Genomic DNA, 15,668 nt, shown 5'->3' with positions numbered 1-15,668 from the left:
CGCCCTGAGGGGCACGGGGGCGTACCCCTCAGGTATGAGGTACGCCCCTCAGTGGGCGATGTCCGCGTACCCCTCGACGTCCTGCGGACCGCGCACCCCCGGCCCCACGTACCGCGCGGACGGCCGCACCAGGCGACCCGTGCGCTTCTGCTCCAGGATGTGCGCCGACCAGCCGGCGGTCCGGGCACACGTGAACATCGACGTGAACATGTGGGCCGGGACCTCGGCGAAGTCCAGCATGATCGCGGCCCAGAACTCCACGTTGGTCGCCAGCACACGATCCGGGCGCCGGCTGTGCAGCTCGTCCAGCGCGGCCTTCTCCAGGGCCTCCGCGACCTCGAACCGCGGAGCCCCCAACTCCCGTGCCGTCCGCCGCAGTACGCGCGCGCGTGGATCCTCGGCCCGGTACACCCGGTGCCCGAAGCCCATCAGCCGCTCACCCCGGTCCAGGGCCCGCTTCACGTACCCCTCCGCGTCCCCGGTGCGCTCGATCTCCTCGATCATGCCGAGCACCCGGGACGGCGCGCCGCCGTGCAGCGGACCGGACATCGCGCCGACCGCCCCCGACAGCGCGGCGGCCACGTCGGCCCCGGTCGACGCGATCACCCGCGCCGTGAAGGTCGACGCGTTCATGCCGTGCTCGGCGGCGGAGGTCCAGTACGCGTCCACGGCCGCGACGTGCTTCGGGTCCGGCTCGCCCCGCCAGCGGATCATGAACCGCTCGACCACCGACTGGGCCTTGTCGATCTCCCGCTGCGGCACCATCGGCCGCCCCTGCCCGCGCGCGGACTGGGCGACGTACGACAGCGCCATCACGGCGGCCCGTGCGAGGTCGTCGCGTGCCTGGCGCACGTCGATGTCGAGCAGCGGCCTCAGCCCCCACACCGGGGCGAGCATGGCGAGCGCCGCCTGCACGTCCACCCGGATGTCGCCGGAGTGCACCGGGACCGGGAACGGCTCGGCGGGCGGCAGACCGGGGGTGAAGGCGCCGTCGACCAGCAGCCCCCACACGTTCCCGAACGAGACGTGCCCGACCAGGTCCTCGATGTCGACGCCCCGGTAGCGCAGGGCGCCGCCCTCCTTGTCCGGTTCGGCGATCTCCGTCTCGAACGCGACGACTCCCTCGAGTCCGGGTACGAAATCGGACATCAGGCGGCTCCTCGTGATGTGTCGGGGGTGGTCACCCCGGTGATGCCCCGATCGGCCGGTGGTCACCCGGTGGTCACCCGTACGCACGGCTCATCGGCGGGGAACCAGCACGATATCCCTCAGTGCCAGATATCGGGAGACCGAACGACACTGAGTGCCACGACTGTTCGAGATATCTTCGGCGGCGAGTACGGCAAGATGACCGCGTGACCGACCGCGAATTCCGCATGGACTCCCTCGACCCCGACCTCGATCCCGCCACCATGCGCAAGCAGTACCGGGTCGACGGCCTCGCCGAACAGGACCTCGCCTCGCACCCCATGGACCAGTTCACGCGCTGGTTCGAGGACGCCGCGCGCACGGCCCTGCACGGCACGCTCTACGAACCCAACGCCATGGTCGTCTCCACGGCGGACGCGACGGGCCGCCCCAGCTCACGCACGGTCCTGATGAAGCGGTACGACAGCGACGGCTTCGTCTTCTACACCAACTACGACTCCCGCAAGGGCCGTGACCTCGCGGAGAACCCGCATGTCTCGCTGCTCTTCCCCTGGCATCCGATCGCCCGCCAGGTCATCGTCACGGGCACCGCCCGCCGCACCGGCCGCGACGAGACCGCCGCCTACTTCCGCACCCGCCCGCACGGCTCCCAGCTGGGCGCCTGGGCCAGCGCCCAGTCCGCGGTGATCGCCTCCCGCACCGAACTGGCCACGGCCTACGCGGACCTCCAGGCCCGCTACCCCGAGGGCGAACAGGTCCCGGTCCCCCCGCACTGGGGCGGTTTCCGGGTCGTCCCGGAGACGGTCGAGTTCTGGCAGGGCCGCGAGAACCGCCTCCACGACCGCCTGCGCTACGTCTCCCGGCCGGACGGCACCTGGGCGGTGGAACGCCTCAGTCCCTGAGGAACGGGGACGGCCCGGGAACGCAGACGACCCGCGGGCTGGGTTCCTCCGAGGAGGAGCCGGCCGGACGTACCGGCAGCCCGCGGGTCGGGTGACTGCTTGGGATAGGCCGGCTGCGTGCTCGTATTGCACGCTGGTCCGGCACCGCACAGAGCGGGGTGACGGGCCGCTAGCCCGCAGCCACCTCACGCGTCCGGTATTCATACATCTGCCGAACCACCTCCCTTCTCGTGTGCTCCACACCTTAAGAACCCGCCGGAGGCCGTTCAACCCCTTTTTTCGTGACCGTCCGGGAGCACGGGGCGAAGCTCAGGGAGTTTGCGGGAACAGGATGTGGGCTGTGTCACGTTCCAGTTGAATGAGGTCAGTGAGCGAACCGCGCGCCGTACGGGCGCCGACGCAAGCCTCCAGGGGGTCCAGGTGAGTGCTTCCCGGCGGAGTGGGACCACCGACGAGCTGGGGCCGGACGAGCCTGGCGAGCCGGGCCGGTCCGGTGAGCCCGGTGAGTTCGGGGGGTCCGATCTGCTCGCCGCGCTGCTCGACGGCATGGACGCGGCGCTGTGCGCCTTCGACGCCGACGGGGTCGTCACGCACTGGAACCGGGAGGCCGAGCGGATCCTCGGCTGGACGGCCGCCGAGGCGGTCGGCCGGCACGGCTTCGCGGGCTGGGCGGTGCGCAGCGCCGACGCCGAGGAGGTCCAGTCCCGGCTGATGTCGGCCATGCACGCGGCGGGCCGGCAGGTGCACGAGTTCGCCCTGGTGACCAAGGACGGGGGGCGGGTGCTGGTGCGCACGCAGTCCGCCGCCGTACGCGGCCCCGACGGCAAGCCCGCCGGGCTGTACTGCGCGTTCAGCGAGGTGCACGCGCAGATCGACCTGGAGCGCTCGATCGCGCTGAGCGAGGCCCTCTTCGAGGACGCGGCGTGGGGCGTCGTCCTCATCGACGCCGATCTGCGGCCCGCCGTCGTCAACGCGCACGCGGCCCGCGCCCTCGGCGTCGGCCGCACGTCCGCGCTCGGCAGGCCCCTCGGCGAGCTGCTCGCCCAGGGCGTCGAGGACCTGGAGGCCGCGCTCACCCACGTCCTGTCCGAGGGCGCACCGCCCGCACCCGCCGAGATGTGGGTGACCCTGCGCACCCCGGAGGGCGAGCGGCGGCGCTGCTGGCGCAGCGGCTTCGTACGGCTCGCCTCGCCGCTCGCGGAGGAGCCGGTACCGCTCGGCGTGGGCTGGCTGTTCCAGGACGTCACCGAGGCCAAGCAGGGCGATCAGGAGGCGTCCCTGCTGCGCTTCCGCGCCAACCAGCTGCACCGCGCGGGTCACGCCGCCGCCGAGTGCGAGGACCCGGCCGAGGCGGTCACCGTCCACCTGGACTTCGCGCTCGCCGGCTTCGCCGACCACGCCCTGATCGACCGCGTGGCCCGCTCCTCGCGCGCCGCCGGGGAAGACGGGCAGGAGGGCGCCGTACGGCTGGTGCGGCTGGCCGCGACGCCCGCCGGGGCGCCGGGGCCGAGCATGCTGACCGGCGCGGCCGGGCTGCCCGTGCGCTACGCCGCCGGGCATCCGGCCGTGCAGTGCGTGGAGCGGGCCGGCTCCGTGCGCGCGGACGCCGGGTCGGTCCCGGCGGAGCTGGCGCGGCAGTGGGCGCTGGCCCGGCAGTGGCCCGACGACGCGGTGCACGCCCTGTGCGCGGTGCTGCGCAGCCGGGGCCGCACCCTGGGCGTCGTGACCTTCCTGCGCGGCTGCGGCCGCGCCCGCTTCGAGCGCTCCGACACGGCCTACGCCGAGGACGTGGCCGTACGCATAGCGGCCGCGCTGGACCTGGCGGACACGGCGCACGGCGCATAGGCGGTACCTGCCGTTCGGTCCTCCGGGTCAGTGCCGGTAGAAGATCCGGTCGCCGTACTCCCGCATCACCCGGCCGTTCCACTCGTGCCCGCCGTCGACGTTGCCCGAGCGCAGCAGCGGGGGTTCGATGCCGCGCTCGGCGAGGGTGGCGGCGGCGGTCGCCATGACGGCCTGCATCAGGGCGGTGGTGACCACCGTGGAGGCGGGCGCGAAGGGCGCCGGGATGGTGTCGAGGGTGAGTTCGGCGTCGCCGACGGCGATCTTCGAGTCGAGGACGAGGTCGCAGTGGTCCTTCAGGAAGGTGCCCGAGACGTGCCGGGACGTCGTCTCGGCGGCGTACGCGACCGATGTCACGCCGATGACCTTCACACCGAGCGCGCGGGCGTTCAGCGCCATCTCGACGGGCAGCGCGTTGCGGCCGGACAGGGAGATGATCACCAGGGCGTCGCCGGCCCGGACCGGCGAGGTGTCGAGAACGGCGCTCGCCAGGCCGTCGACGCGTTCGAGGGCGGAGCCGAGGGTGGCCGGGGTGACGTCGACACCGACGACGCCGGGCACGGCCAGCAGGTTCATCAGGGCGAGGCCGCCGGCGCGGTAGACGACGTCCTGGGCGGCCAGCGAGGAGTGCCCGGCGCCGAAGGCGAACAGGCGGCCGCCGGCCGCGACGGTGTCGGCGAGCAGGGTGCCGGCCGCCCTGATCGGCTCGGCCTCCTCCTCGCGGACCCGTCGCAGCAGGTTGATGGCGGCGTCGAAGAACAGGTCGGCAGGCGTGCCGTCGCTCATGCGGTGCCCCTTCGCAGCGTCTGTGTCGCGGATCACCGTGCGGTCTGGACCAGTGCGGTGTCAATACGGCCGAGGGGGAGCGCCCCGAAGGGGTTCGGCCCCTCCTTTTGCCGGTGTCCCCCGCTTGTCAGTGGGATCCGGCAGAATTGGTGCCGGGGCCAGCGCACGCGCCGGGCTTCGGGCAGAGGTTTCCGGCAGAGGTAATCGAGGGGCACGTATGTCCGGACTGATCGACACCACGGAGATGTATCTCCGCACCATCCTCGAGCTCGAAGAGGAAGGCGTCGTGCCCATGCGAGCCCGCATCGCGGAGCGGCTCGACCAGAGCGGGCCGACGGTGAGCCAGACGGTGGCACGCATGGAGCGCGACGGCCTGGTGTCCGTCGCCAGCGACCGACACCTGGAGCTCACGGACGAGGGCAGACGGCTCGCCACGCGCGTGATGCGCAAGCACCGGCTGGCCGAGTGCCTCCTCGTCGACGTGATCGGCCTGGAGTGGGAGCAGGTCCACGCCGAGGCGTGCCGCTGGGAGCACGTGATGAGCGAGGCCGTGGAGCGCCGCGTCCTGGAGCTGCTGCGGCACCCGACCGAGTCGCCGTACGGCAACCCGATCCCGGGTCTGGAGGAGCTGGGCGAGAAGGACGGCGCCGACCCGTTCCTGGACGAGGGCATGGTCTCGCTGGCCGACCTGGACGCGGGCGCGGACGGCAAGACGGTCGTCGTCCGCCGGATCGGCGAGCCGATCCAGACGGACGCCCAGTTGATGTACACGCTGCGGCGCGCGGGCGTGCAGCCCGGCTCCGTGGTGAGCGTGACCGAGTCGGCCGGCGGCGTGCTGGTGGGCAGCGGCGGCGAGGCGGCCGAGCTGGAGGCGGACGTCGCCTCCCATGTGTTCGTCGCCAAGCGCTGACAAGCGAAGGGCCCCGGCGCCTTGCGGCGCCGGGGCCTGTCCTCCCCTGTGCTGACCCGGAGCCCCGAGCTCTCAGGGTCATCCCCCTCGGACCGTTTTTCCCCGAGCGGTCCGCCTCCCGCCAGAAAGATCCCCTGGGCGGCGGCGATCATTCCTGGAGAGGTGTCACTCGAATGAGGGGTGTTGTCCGCGGAAACAGATTTTTCGAATAGGTATTCGATAATCTGCGACCACACGACACGACACGACGAGCACGACAGCGACAGCAGCGAGTACGAGCGAGTACGGCAGTACACCGGTACGAGGCAGGCGGAGCTGGGGGGTGCCAAGCCCATGGCGCGACGTATCGACGTGACGGGAGCGGGCGGGGTGCGCCTGGCCGCCTGGGAGTTCGCCGATCCCCCCAAGGCGGACCCGGCGGCCGCGGACCGGCCGGCCCCGGAGCCCGGCGCTCCGGGCATGCTGCTGCTCCACGGGCTGATGGGCCGCGCCTCGCACTGGGCGTCGACCGCCCGCTGGCTCGCCGCCCGGCACCGCGCGGTCGCCCTCGACCAGCGCGGCCACGGCCAGAGCGACAAGCCCGTGCAGGCCGCGTACACCCGCGAGGCCTACGTCGAGGACGCCGAGGCCGCGCTCGAACAGCTCGGCCTCGCCCCCGCCGTCCTCGTCGGCCACGCCATGGGCGCGCTGACCGCCTGGCAGCTCGCCGCGAAACGCCCCGACCTCGTGCGGGGCCTGATCATCTGCGACATGCGGGCCTCCGCACTCGGCGCGGCCTCGCAGCGCGAGTGGGCCGAGTGGTTCCGCTCCTGGCCCGTCCCCTTCGCCACGCTCGCCGACGTCCGCAAGTGGTTCGGCGAGGACGACCCCTGGGTGGAGCGCCCGAACCCCGCGCGCGGCGCGTACTACGCCGAGGTCATGCACGAGTCGGCGGACGGCTGGCGCCCCGTCTTCGAGCCGGAGCAGATGCTCGACTCCCGCGAGACATGGGTGTACGACGCCCACTGGGAGGAGTTGGCCCAGGTCCGGTGCCCCACGCTGGTCGTCCGCGGCCTGGACGGCGAGCTGGGCCGCGCGGAGGCGCAGGAGATGGTGCGGGTGCTGCCCCGGGGGGAGTACGCGGAAGTGACGGACGCGGGGCACCTGGCCCACTATGACCGGCCGGTGGCTTGGCGGTCGGCTGTGCTGCCGTTTCTTGACAGCTTGCTCGGGGATTGAGGGGCAGCGCGTCTGCCGGGTACCGATTCGTCGCCGACTGCGGGCAGTTCGTGGCTTGTCGCGCAGTTCCCCGCGCCCCTGAAGGCATGCTGCGGCTCGCCAACCTCAAGGGGCGCGGGGGGAACTGCGCGAGAACCCGCCACTCACCCGCAGCCGCCGACGAAGGGGCAGCCCGGCAGACGAACAGGCGAACGCTACCGGTCCCTGCCGCACGCGTACGCCAGCGGGGAGATCAGCTCCTCCGCGTCCGGCAGCCACCGGTTCGCCGGGGTCGGGCGGCAGGCCCACTGGACGGCGCCGCGGGAGCCGAAGCGGGTCGGCGGGGCGGCGACGTAGGAGCCCTCGCCCAGGGCCACGAGGTCGAGGGACGACAGCGACCAGCCCAGCTTGCGCACCAGCTCCGGCACCTTCGCGCAGCCGCCCGGGAGCACGAAGAACCGCATCCGCCGGTCCGGCGCGAGCGCCACCGGCCCCAGTGTCAGCTGCATCCGCTCCATCCGGGCCAGCGCCAGGAACCCCGCGCTCTCCGGGACGGACAGCGCGTCGAAGGTCCGTCCCGTCGGCAGCAGGATCGACGCGGTCGGCTGCTTCTGCCACATCCGGCGCGCGACGGTCGCACTGCCGGTCGCCTGGGTCGCCCAGTCGGGGCGCGCGGGGTGCGCACCCGGCGCAGAGCAGGAGACGTCGCCGCACGAGCAGTGCTGCCGCCCGTCGACGGCTTCCAGCCAGGTGCCGGGGACCACGTCCCAGTGCCGCTCCTCGGCGTACCGTACGGCGGTCTCCAGCAGCGTTTCCCCGCGCTGCTGCGGAATCTGACCGGTCATCTGACTGTTCGGGGCGCCCGCGATCGTCTCTTCCACGCTCCTCTCAACTCCCGCACCCACCTGGAGTTACGGCCGTACCGCGCGCGGGGGAGGAGCATCGATTCCGCAGCCGGGGCGCACGGGTGCACGTCCGGGGGCGCGTGGGGGGAAGCGGGGCGTGGGGTGGGTAGCCAGACAGGGGTCGGCAACCGTCTTTACCCCGGCAAACCGCACATGTCGCGCATTGACGGTATGTCAGCTGGGCAGTGATCTTCCCGAACGGATCGACTCGGCCGGATCTTTGCTCCAGGGGATCGCAACGCATCACAGGGGGTTGTACATGGCCGCAAGGCCTCTCGTGGCGAGGCAGCCGAACGAACGGCTGCAGGCACTCATCCAGGAAGCGGGATGCTCGAACGCCGGGCTGGCCCGGCGGGTCAACATGTGCGGGGCGGAGCACGGACTCGACCTGCGCTACGACAAGACGTCCGTGGCGCGCTGGCTGCGCGGCCAGCAGCCGCGGGGCCGGGCCCCGGCCGTCATCGCGGAGGCGCTCGGGCGCAAGCTCGGCCGTACGGTCACGATCGACGAGATCGGCATGGCCAACGGCAAGAACCTCGCCTCGGGGGTCGGTCTCCAGTTCTCGCCGACGGTACTGGGGGCCATCGAGCAGGTCTGCGAGCTGTGGCGCAGCGACGTGGGGCGCCGGGACTTCCTGTCCGGCTCCTCCGTCGCCGCCTCCGCGCTGGTCGAGCCCAGCCGCGACTGGCTGATCTCGGCGCCGGACTCCCAGGTGGCCCGGCAGGCGGGCCCGAGAGTCGGCCAGGCCGACGTCGCCGCCGTACGGTCCATGACCCAGGCGCTGACCGACCTGGACCACCAGTTCGGCAGCGGGCACGTCCGGCCGGTCGTCGTGCACTACCTCAACAGCGTCGTCTCCGGGCTGCTCGCGGGCTCCTACCGGGAGGCGGTCGGCCGCGAACTCTTCGCCGCCGTCGCCCGGTTGACCGAGCTGGCCGGCTACATGGCGGTGGACACCGGCCAACCCGGCCTGGCCCAGCGGTACTACATCCAGTCGCTGCGGCTCGCCCAGGCCGCCGGGGACCGCGGTTACGGCGGCTACGTGCTCGCCGCGTCCATGAGCCACCTCGCCGCGCAGCTCGGAAACCCACGCGAGATCTCCCAGTTGGCGCGGGCGGCGCAGGAGGGCGCGCGCGGCCAGGTGACGCCGCGTGTGGAGGCGATGTTCCACGCGGCCGAGGCGCGCGGGCACGCCCTGCTCGGCGACGCGCGCGCGGCACAGACGGCCACCGGACACGCGGTCACGGCGATGGAGCAGGCGGACGACGCCTCCGGGGACGACCCGGCCTGGATCCGGCACTTCGACGAGGCCTATCTGGCCGACGAGTTGGCGCACTGCCACCGCGACCTCGGCCAGGCCGAGCAGGCGGCCCGGTACGCCGAGCAGTCGCTGGCCGGGCACCCCGAGCACCGGGCCCGCCGGCGCGCCATCGGCTATGTGCTGCTCGCCACGGCCCAGGTGCAGCAGCGCGAGATCGAACAGGCCTGCACCACCGGCCTGAAGGCGGTCGAGCTGCTCCAGTCGCTGCGCTCCAACCGGGGCGCCGAGTATCTGGAGGATCTCCAGCAACGGCTGGAGCCGTTCGGGGAGGAGGCGGTGGTAAGGGAGTTCGGGGCGCGCCTCGATCTCCAGCAGGCCGCCTGAACACCGGCCCCGCGATGCGGTGAACACCCGGGAAACGGAACCCCCGGGTGTGACACGTGCCCTTGTACTGCGCATCGCGGGGCGGTTTTGTTACCACTCTCACAGGGATCGAGGTCGTGTCCTGAGCTGCGTGGCACCCGGCTCGGGGGACCCGGTAGCGTGACCCGACGATTCACAAGGTCCCCCATTAGTAGGAGTCCCGGTGACGCAGAGTGGACAACGCGAGGAGCCCGCGGCGCAGCACGCGCGCGAAGGCATCGTGCTGCCCTCCGACGGAGGCGAGCCCGTGCTGCCCGGCATGACCGGCGCGCCCGCTCCCGCCGCCCCCGCCGGCGGGCAGGCCTGGAGCGGATCCTGGGGGCCCGGGCAGCAGCCGTCCCAGCCCGGCCAGGGCTGGCCCCCGGCGGCCGCCCAGCAGTGGGACGCGCCCCAGGCGGGCCCCGGCGCACTGCCTCCCGAGGGCGCCCCGGCCCCGTCGTACGGCGGCCAGGGCGGGGCGTACGACACGCCCGCGCCGTACCAGCACCAGCCGGAGTACCCGCCGTCACAGCAGCGCCGGCCGGAGTATCCGCAGGCCGCCGCGCATGCCGCCCCGGCCGGCGCCGCGCCGCTGCCGCCCGCCGTGCCGGCCGCGCAGCCCGGCGCGCTGCCCCCGGCGGCCGACGGCGCCACCCAGTACATACCGCCGGTCCCGGCCGTGTCCGGCGGCGCCGACGAGGGCGCCACGCAGTACATCCCGCCCGTGCAGGCCGCCTCGGCCGACGGCGCGACGCAGTACATCCCCCCGGTGGCCCCCGGCGCGCTGCCGCCCGAGGCGAGCGGTGAGGAGACCCGCTACCTCGGTGTCACACCGCAGCAGCCGGCGCCCGCGTCGTCCGACGCGGAGGCCACCCAGTACATCCCGCCGTACGCGGCCCAGGCCCAGGGCGGGGACCGGCAGCCGCCGGCCGAGTTCGACAACCTCTTCCGCAGCGGCCCGGCGGGTACCGACGGCGTGGCCGGGTCCACCCAGCAGCTGCCGCGCGTCGAACCGCCGGGCGGCTACCCGGGCCCCGCGGCGCACGCCCCGGCGCAACCGCCGTACGGCCAGTCGCAACCGCCGTACGCGGCGCAGCACCCGGCGTACGACCCGGCGCACGACGACGACCGGCCCCGGCGGAAGTCGCGGGTGCCGCTGATCGCGGGCATCGGCGTCGGCATCGTCGTCATCGGCGTGGGCGCCGGCGCGCTGCTCAGCGACGGCGGCGGCAAGGGCACCGACAGCAAGACGGTCGCCGCCACGTCCCCGGCCACGGGCCAGGGCTCCGCCGGCGCCGACCCGGCCCGGCAGCAGGCGGTCGAGCTGGACAAGCTGCTCGCCGACAGCGGCAGCAGCCGCGCCTCGGTGATCAGCGCGGTGGCCGCCGTCAAGGGGTGCGACAACCTCGACGGCTCCGCCGCCGACCTGCGCGCCGCGGCCAAGCAGCGCGACGGGCTGGTCACCCGGCTCGGCACGCTGTCCGTCGACAAGCTGCCGAACAACGCAGCCCTGAGCGGCGCGCTGACCCAGGCCTGGCAGGCCTCCGCCGCGGCCGACAACCACTACGCGGCCTGGGCCGACCAGGTCAAGGGCCAGCACAAGGGCTGCCGCAAGGGCCATGCCAAGGTCACCGGGGAGGCCCAGGCGGGCAACCGGGCCAGCGGTACCGCCAGCGAGCAGAAGGCGAAGGCGGCCGGGTTGTGGAACGCGATCGCGCAGAAGTACGGCCTGACCCAGCGCCAGCCCACCCAGCTGTGAGCCGCGGCCGGTGAGCCGCAGTCCGTGACCCGCACCGCCGTCGGCACCCGCACCGCATCCCCGCCGGGGCCGGCGGCGCTCACTGCACCTGGGCGTTCTCCAGCGTCTGCGTCATGTCGGCGGTTCCGCCGACGCCGCCGATGCCCTTGCCGGCCGCGACCAGCGCGCCGTTCTGCACGACCTCCAGGGCGACGTTCGCGTTGACCAGCCGCGGGAAGCCGACGGCGGCGAGCTTGCCCTCGTAGGGCCAGCTCAGGGTCGGGGTCAGGCCGCCCGTGGAGACGTGCAGGCCGCCGTTGAGGGTGCGGCGCACGGAGTCGGCGGTGACGTCACCGGAGCCGATCTTGTCCAGCACGGCCTTCAGCACGGTGTAGGCGATCCAGGTGGTCTGCACTCCGGCGTCCGCGGGGTCGATGCGGTTGTCGCCGAAGGCCTCCTCGTTGATCACCTTCTTCATCAGGTCCCAGCGCGCGTCGGTCGCCGGCGGGTACCAGCTGGTGATGTACGACCCCTCGTACGGCCCCTCGGCCCCGCCCGTGGAGTTGATCAGCGTCTGGTCGACGCTGCCGAGGACGGTCGCCATGCGCACGTCGGGGTAGTTCTCGCGGGCCCGGCGGAAGGAGTCCATGAAGGTGTCCGTGCGGTCCTCGAGGGCGGGCACCACGCAGCCCTTGCGCGGCGCGTCCTTGGTGGCCTCGCGCAGGGCCCGGTCGGACTGGGCGCTGTACTCGGTGACGTTCTCCTCGGCCATCTCGTCGTCCGCGTTCGCGTGCCCGCCCGCCTTCAGGCCCGAGTTCAGCAGCGGGGGCAGCTCGTCGCCGGCGATGCTGTCGGGGCGGACCAGGGCGACGTTCCCGCAGCCGGCCGCGAGGGCGCGGCCGAGACCGGCGAGCAGGGCGGGCTGGCCGCCGTTGACGGGGTACGACATCTGGCCGGTGAACTCGTCGGTGGTGACGCCGTAGCCGCCTATGTACGGGATGCCGGCGCTCTCCAGCGGGGAGAGGAAGGAGTCGCCGAACTGGCTGTAGGAGCCGACGACCGCGACCACGTTCTCCTGGGCGGCCTGCCGGGCGCACTGGGCGGCGCCCACGCTGTCGTTGTGGTCGTTGCAGGTCAGGATCTCCAGCTTGCGGCCGTCGATCCCGCCGTGGGCGTTGATCCACTTTCCGTAGGCACGGGCCATCGCGGGCATGCCGGGCTTGTTGGTCGCGGCGGTGTTCTCCGGCGCCCAGGTCATGACCTTGATCGGGTCGTCCCCGGAGCCCCCCGTGGCACCGGGGATGACCCCGCACCCGGCGGTCAGTGACGCGCAGAGGGCCACGGCGCCCGTGGACAGGGCGGCGGCTCTGACGGGCCGGAAGAAGGAGCGGGGGTGGGTGGTGCGGTTGTGCGGCCTGCCGGTCATGTGCGCCCACGCTTCCCTCACATCACTAACCGGGGAGTGACCCTCGGTCAACGAAAGGTGACGGTGAGGTGAATTGCGGGGGCCGGTGAGGCGCGTGTGGCGAGGAACGTACGATCGATGACCGTGCAAGGTTCGGAGAACTCTTCCCGTCGCGGCCGTCGCTCCTCCACCATGGGCGGCATGCCTCTCAGCGACATGCCGTGGTGGCGCTGGCGCAGCAACGTGCGCTCGGCCCTGCACATGCTCTCCGACCCCGTCTTCCAGCGCGACGTCTGGCTGGCCGGCGTGGACGGGTACGGCGACGTCACCGACGCCGTGTACCGGCTGGTGGAGGACACCTGGCTGGACAACTGGTCCGCGGAGAGATACGTCGGCACGATCTTCCGGGACTCGCAGGAGGCGGCGCTCGTGGACACCGCCGTGCTGCGGGTGCTGCGCATCATGCACCAGGTCGGCCCGGACGCGCCGGTCTCCGCGTATCTCGACCACCAGGGCTGGCCCGAGGCGGTGCGGGCGGCGCGGGACGCGCACGTCCGCATGTCGGTGAGCGACGGGGAGGACCCGGAGACGCCGCCGAAGACGCTGGAAGTGCTGCGCATCCTGACGCGGACCGCCTGAACCGCCGAGGACCTCGTAGGACCTCCTGGGCCCGGGGCGGCATTCCGTCCTGCGGGACGATCGCCCACGGCGGGTGGTCGACATGAGACCCTGTGGTGCATGAACGAGCAGTCCGCGCCCGCCGCCGCGCCGTCGGCCCAGTACGTCCTCACCCTCTCCTGCCCGGACAAGAAGGGCATCGTGCACGCGGTGTCCAGCTATCTCTTCATGACCGGCTGCAACATCGAGGACAGCCAGCAGTTCGGCGACCACGACACCGGTCTGTTCTTCATGCGCGTCCACTTCTCGGCCGAGGAGCCGGTGACGGTGGACAAGCTGCGGGCGAGCTTCGCTGCGATCGGCGACACCTTCCACATGGACTGGCAGATCAACGAGGCCGACGCGAAGATGCGCATCCTGCTCATGGTCAGCAAGTTCGGGCACTGCCTGAACGACCTGCTCTTCCGGGCCCGGATCGGCGCGCTGCCCGTGGAGATCGTGGGCGTGGTGTCCAATCACACGGACTTCCAGGAACTGGTGGGTTCGTACAACATCCCCTTCCACCACATCCCGGTGACGAAGGACACGAAGCAGGACGCCGAGACGCGGCTGCTGGAGATCGTCCGCGACGAGGACGTCGAACTGGTCGTCCTCGCCCGCTACATGCAGGTCATCTCGGACGACCTCTGCAAGCAGCTCAGCGGCCGCATCATCAACATCCACCACTCCTTCCTGCCGAGCTTCAAGGGCGCCAAGCCGTACCACCAGGCCCACGCGCGCGGTGTGAAGCTGATCGGCGCCACGGCCCACTACGTGACGGCCGACCTCGACGAGGGGCCGATCATCGAGCAGGAGGTCGAGCGGGTGGGACACGGCGTCACCCCGGACCAGCTGGTGGCCATCGGCCGGGACGTGGAGTGCCAGGCGCTGGCGCGGGCGGTCAAGTGGCATGCCGAGCGCCGGATCCTGCTCAACGGCCGGCGGACGGTCGTCTTCGCGTAGGCGCTCCGCTGGACGTGCCGCACTGCGCCGTCGGTCGTCCGCGGGGCCCGTCGCGGCTGGTCGCGCCCACGCGGCGCAGCCGCGTATCGACGGAGCCCCGCGCCCCTTCGGGGCGCCGCCGAACCCCCCCCGGACTTCGCCGGACCCGCTCAGCGGCCGCAGCGGCGTCGTGGCGTCGCGGGGTCACTCGGAGATCGTGAAGTACCCCGCGAACGCCGGCACGATCTCCGCCTCGCCGATCACGCCGTCGCCGTCCGCGTCGAGGGCGGCGGCGGTCGCCCCGGCCACGGCCTCCGGCACGCGCAGGGCCCGCAGCCCCCGTGCGGTGTCCGCGACCGTGATCCGGCCGTCGGAGTCCGTGTCCGCCACCGCCAGCGCCGCGTGCAGGAACGGGCGGGCGATCTCGGCGAAGCGGGCGGGGGTGTCGCGCAGGCGCTTGACCGCGCCGGTGACGAACTCCTCGCGGGTGATGCGCTGGTCGCCGTCCCGGTCCGCGATGCCGGCCATGCCCTGCCAGAGCGCCTCCGCGCCCGCGTAGAGCGCCTGCCCCTGGGCGGAGCGGGCGGGCACGGTGAACTCGGTGAGGAGCGCCTTGGCCGCCGCGCTGAAGTCCTCGCGGTCGATCCAGCCGTTGCCGTCCTGGTCGAGGGTGGCGAACCGGGCGGCGATCCTGCGTTCGTACTCGGTGCTGACCATGTCTGTTCGGGCCGCCTTACGTGTGCGTCGGTCGATCTCGCCCGGAGCGTACGACGCGGGTGGCCGGAAGACGGCGGGAAACCGGCGGTTGTGCCAAGACCGGGGGAATCCTGCGACAGATGTGTGGACTTGTCGCGACGAGCGGGGCACGCTGCGGCGCGGGGTGCGGCGGCGCGTCAGGCCGACAGCGGGTCCGCCTCGTCGGACGTGGCGGAGTCGAGATCGGGGCGGACGTCGAAGAGGCGGCGGACGCCGAGGGCGCCGAGGACCCGGTTGACGTGGGAGCCGTCGACCGCGCCCCGGTCGGGCAGGATCAGCCGCAGCCGGCCCTGGCAGGAGCGGATCAGGCGGCGGGCGGCGATGAGGACGCCGACCCCGCTGGAGTCGCAGAAGAACACGTCGGAGAGGTCCACGACGAGGCTGTGGTGCCCGTCGGCGACGACGTCGTGCACCCGCTGGCGCAGCACCGGCGAGGTCATCAGGTCCAGTTCCCCGGACACCCGCAGGACGGCCCACTCGCCCTGTTCGACGCCGGTCACGTTGAATGCCACGGCTATGCCCTCCGCTCGCCGGAACTCCCGGAACCGCCTGAGCCGCCAGAAAACGGAAGCAGTTCCTACGCTTGCTTCCGCGCGGCTGCCCAGCGGCCGTTCCCTGAAACGTCGAGCAGGAAACCGGACGTGATCGACAAGGGACTTGTTTCGGTCACTATCGATCGTGTTCGATCAGAGATGTCGTGACGACGCCCACGCCCTGTGTGGAGAATGTGTGAAGGGGGCACTATCACCTGCGGTGCCTCACGGGGCGCGCATTGACACAAAGGGGCGTGCGCTGTCAGAGGTGCCGACTACATTC

At 72.6% G+C, this 15,668-nt stretch carries 14 protein-coding genes; 8 read left to right on the top strand and 6 right to left on the bottom strand.

The genetic code is table 11. The annotated features are described in order from the left end of the window. Positions 1-48 precede the first annotated feature (48 nt). Complete coding sequence (locus BIV23_RS19195) at positions 49-1,149, bottom strand: citrate synthase 2 (protein WP_071382121.1); 1,101 nt, start codon at positions 1,147-1,149, stop codon at positions 49-51. Between the two features lie 227 nt (positions 1,150-1,376). Here BIV23_RS19195 and pdxH point away from each other — a divergent pair, with 227 nt between their 5' ends. Together pdxH and BIV23_RS19185 are read left to right on the top strand one after the other, a co-directional pair. After that, positions 1,377-2,051, top strand: a complete 675-nt coding sequence (gene pdxH / locus BIV23_RS19190) for a pyridoxamine 5'-phosphate oxidase (RefSeq protein WP_177239964.1) — start codon at positions 1,377-1,379, stop codon at positions 2,049-2,051. A gap of 420 nt (positions 2,052-2,471) precedes the next feature. Next, positions 2,472-3,896, top strand: coding sequence for a PAS domain-containing protein (locus tag BIV23_RS19185; protein ID WP_071382210.1), 1,425 nt, complete (start codon positions 2,472-2,474; stop codon positions 3,894-3,896). A gap of 27 nt (positions 3,897-3,923) precedes the next feature. Here BIV23_RS19185 and BIV23_RS19180 read toward each other — a convergent pair whose 3' ends face one another. After that, positions 3,924-4,679, bottom strand: coding sequence for an SIS domain-containing protein (locus BIV23_RS19180; RefSeq protein WP_071382119.1), 756 nt, complete (start codon positions 4,677-4,679; stop codon positions 3,924-3,926). Between the two features lie 217 nt (positions 4,680-4,896). Between BIV23_RS19180 and BIV23_RS19175 the strand changes: the two genes are divergently transcribed. Continuing rightward, a complete protein-coding gene (locus tag BIV23_RS19175) occupies positions 4,897-5,589 on the top strand; it encodes an iron-dependent transcriptional repressor DtxR (RefSeq protein ID WP_069780244.1) in 693 nt (230 codons plus the stop codon). A gap of 333 nt (positions 5,590-5,922) precedes the next feature. After that, positions 5,923-6,807, top strand: coding sequence for an alpha/beta fold hydrolase (locus BIV23_RS19170; RefSeq protein WP_071382118.1), 885 nt, complete (start codon positions 5,923-5,925; stop codon positions 6,805-6,807). A 194-nt stretch (positions 6,808-7,001) separates the two neighbouring features. Here BIV23_RS19170 and BIV23_RS19165 read toward each other — a convergent pair whose 3' ends face one another. Next, positions 7,002-7,667, bottom strand: coding sequence for a bifunctional DNA primase/polymerase (locus BIV23_RS19165; protein WP_071382117.1), 666 nt, complete (start codon positions 7,665-7,667; stop codon positions 7,002-7,004). Between the two features lie 283 nt (positions 7,668-7,950). On the opposite strand from BIV23_RS19165, the gene BIV23_RS19160 reads away from it, so the two are divergent. Both BIV23_RS19160 and BIV23_RS19155 read left to right on the top strand, forming a co-directional pair. Continuing rightward, entirely contained in the window at positions 7,951-9,336 is a 1,386-nt protein-coding gene (locus tag BIV23_RS19160) for an NsdA family TPR-like regulatory protein (protein ID WP_071382116.1), read from the top strand. 202 nt (positions 9,337-9,538) lie between these two features. Next, positions 9,539-11,113 (top strand): hypothetical protein, encoded by a 1,575-nt coding sequence (locus tag BIV23_RS19155; RefSeq protein ID WP_071382115.1) that lies wholly within the window; start codon positions 9,539-9,541, stop codon positions 11,111-11,113. 79 nt (positions 11,114-11,192) lie between these two features. Here BIV23_RS19155 and BIV23_RS19150 read toward each other — a convergent pair whose 3' ends face one another. Then, positions 11,193-12,518 (bottom strand): ABC transporter substrate-binding protein, encoded by a 1,326-nt coding sequence (locus BIV23_RS19150; protein WP_071382114.1) that lies wholly within the window; start codon positions 12,516-12,518, stop codon positions 11,193-11,195. Positions 12,519-12,635: 117 nt separating this feature from the next. On the opposite strand from BIV23_RS19150, the gene BIV23_RS19145 reads away from it, so the two are divergent. Together BIV23_RS19145 and purU are read left to right on the top strand one after the other, a co-directional pair. Continuing rightward, complete coding sequence (locus tag BIV23_RS19145) at positions 12,636-13,136, top strand: SCO4402 family protein (RefSeq protein WP_071382113.1); 501 nt, start codon at positions 12,636-12,638, stop codon at positions 13,134-13,136. Positions 13,137-13,235: 99 nt separating this feature from the next. Then, a complete protein-coding gene (gene purU, locus BIV23_RS19140; protein WP_071382112.1) occupies positions 13,236-14,117 on the top strand; it encodes a formyltetrahydrofolate deformylase in 882 nt (293 codons plus the stop codon). Between the two features lie 183 nt (positions 14,118-14,300). On the opposite strand, the gene BIV23_RS19135 is transcribed toward purU, so the two are convergent. Continuing rightward, positions 14,301-14,813, bottom strand: coding sequence for an EF-hand domain-containing protein (locus BIV23_RS19135; protein ID WP_071382111.1), 513 nt, complete (start codon positions 14,811-14,813; stop codon positions 14,301-14,303). Between the two features lie 176 nt (positions 14,814-14,989). Further along, positions 14,990-15,370: an STAS domain-containing protein gene (locus BIV23_RS19130; RefSeq protein WP_071372601.1), complete on the bottom strand. Its 381-nt coding sequence runs from the start codon at positions 15,368-15,370 to the stop codon at positions 14,990-14,992. Between the last annotated feature and the right edge of the window lie 298 nt (positions 15,371-15,668).

The sequence above is a fragment of the Streptomyces monashensis genome, from assembly GCF_001866665.1.
Taxonomy (GTDB): Bacteria; Actinomycetota; Actinomycetes; order Streptomycetales; family Streptomycetaceae; genus Streptomyces; species Streptomyces monashensis.
The sequence above is the reverse complement of the archived record's forward strand: the minus strand, read 5'-3'. Positions and strand labels throughout refer to the sequence as shown.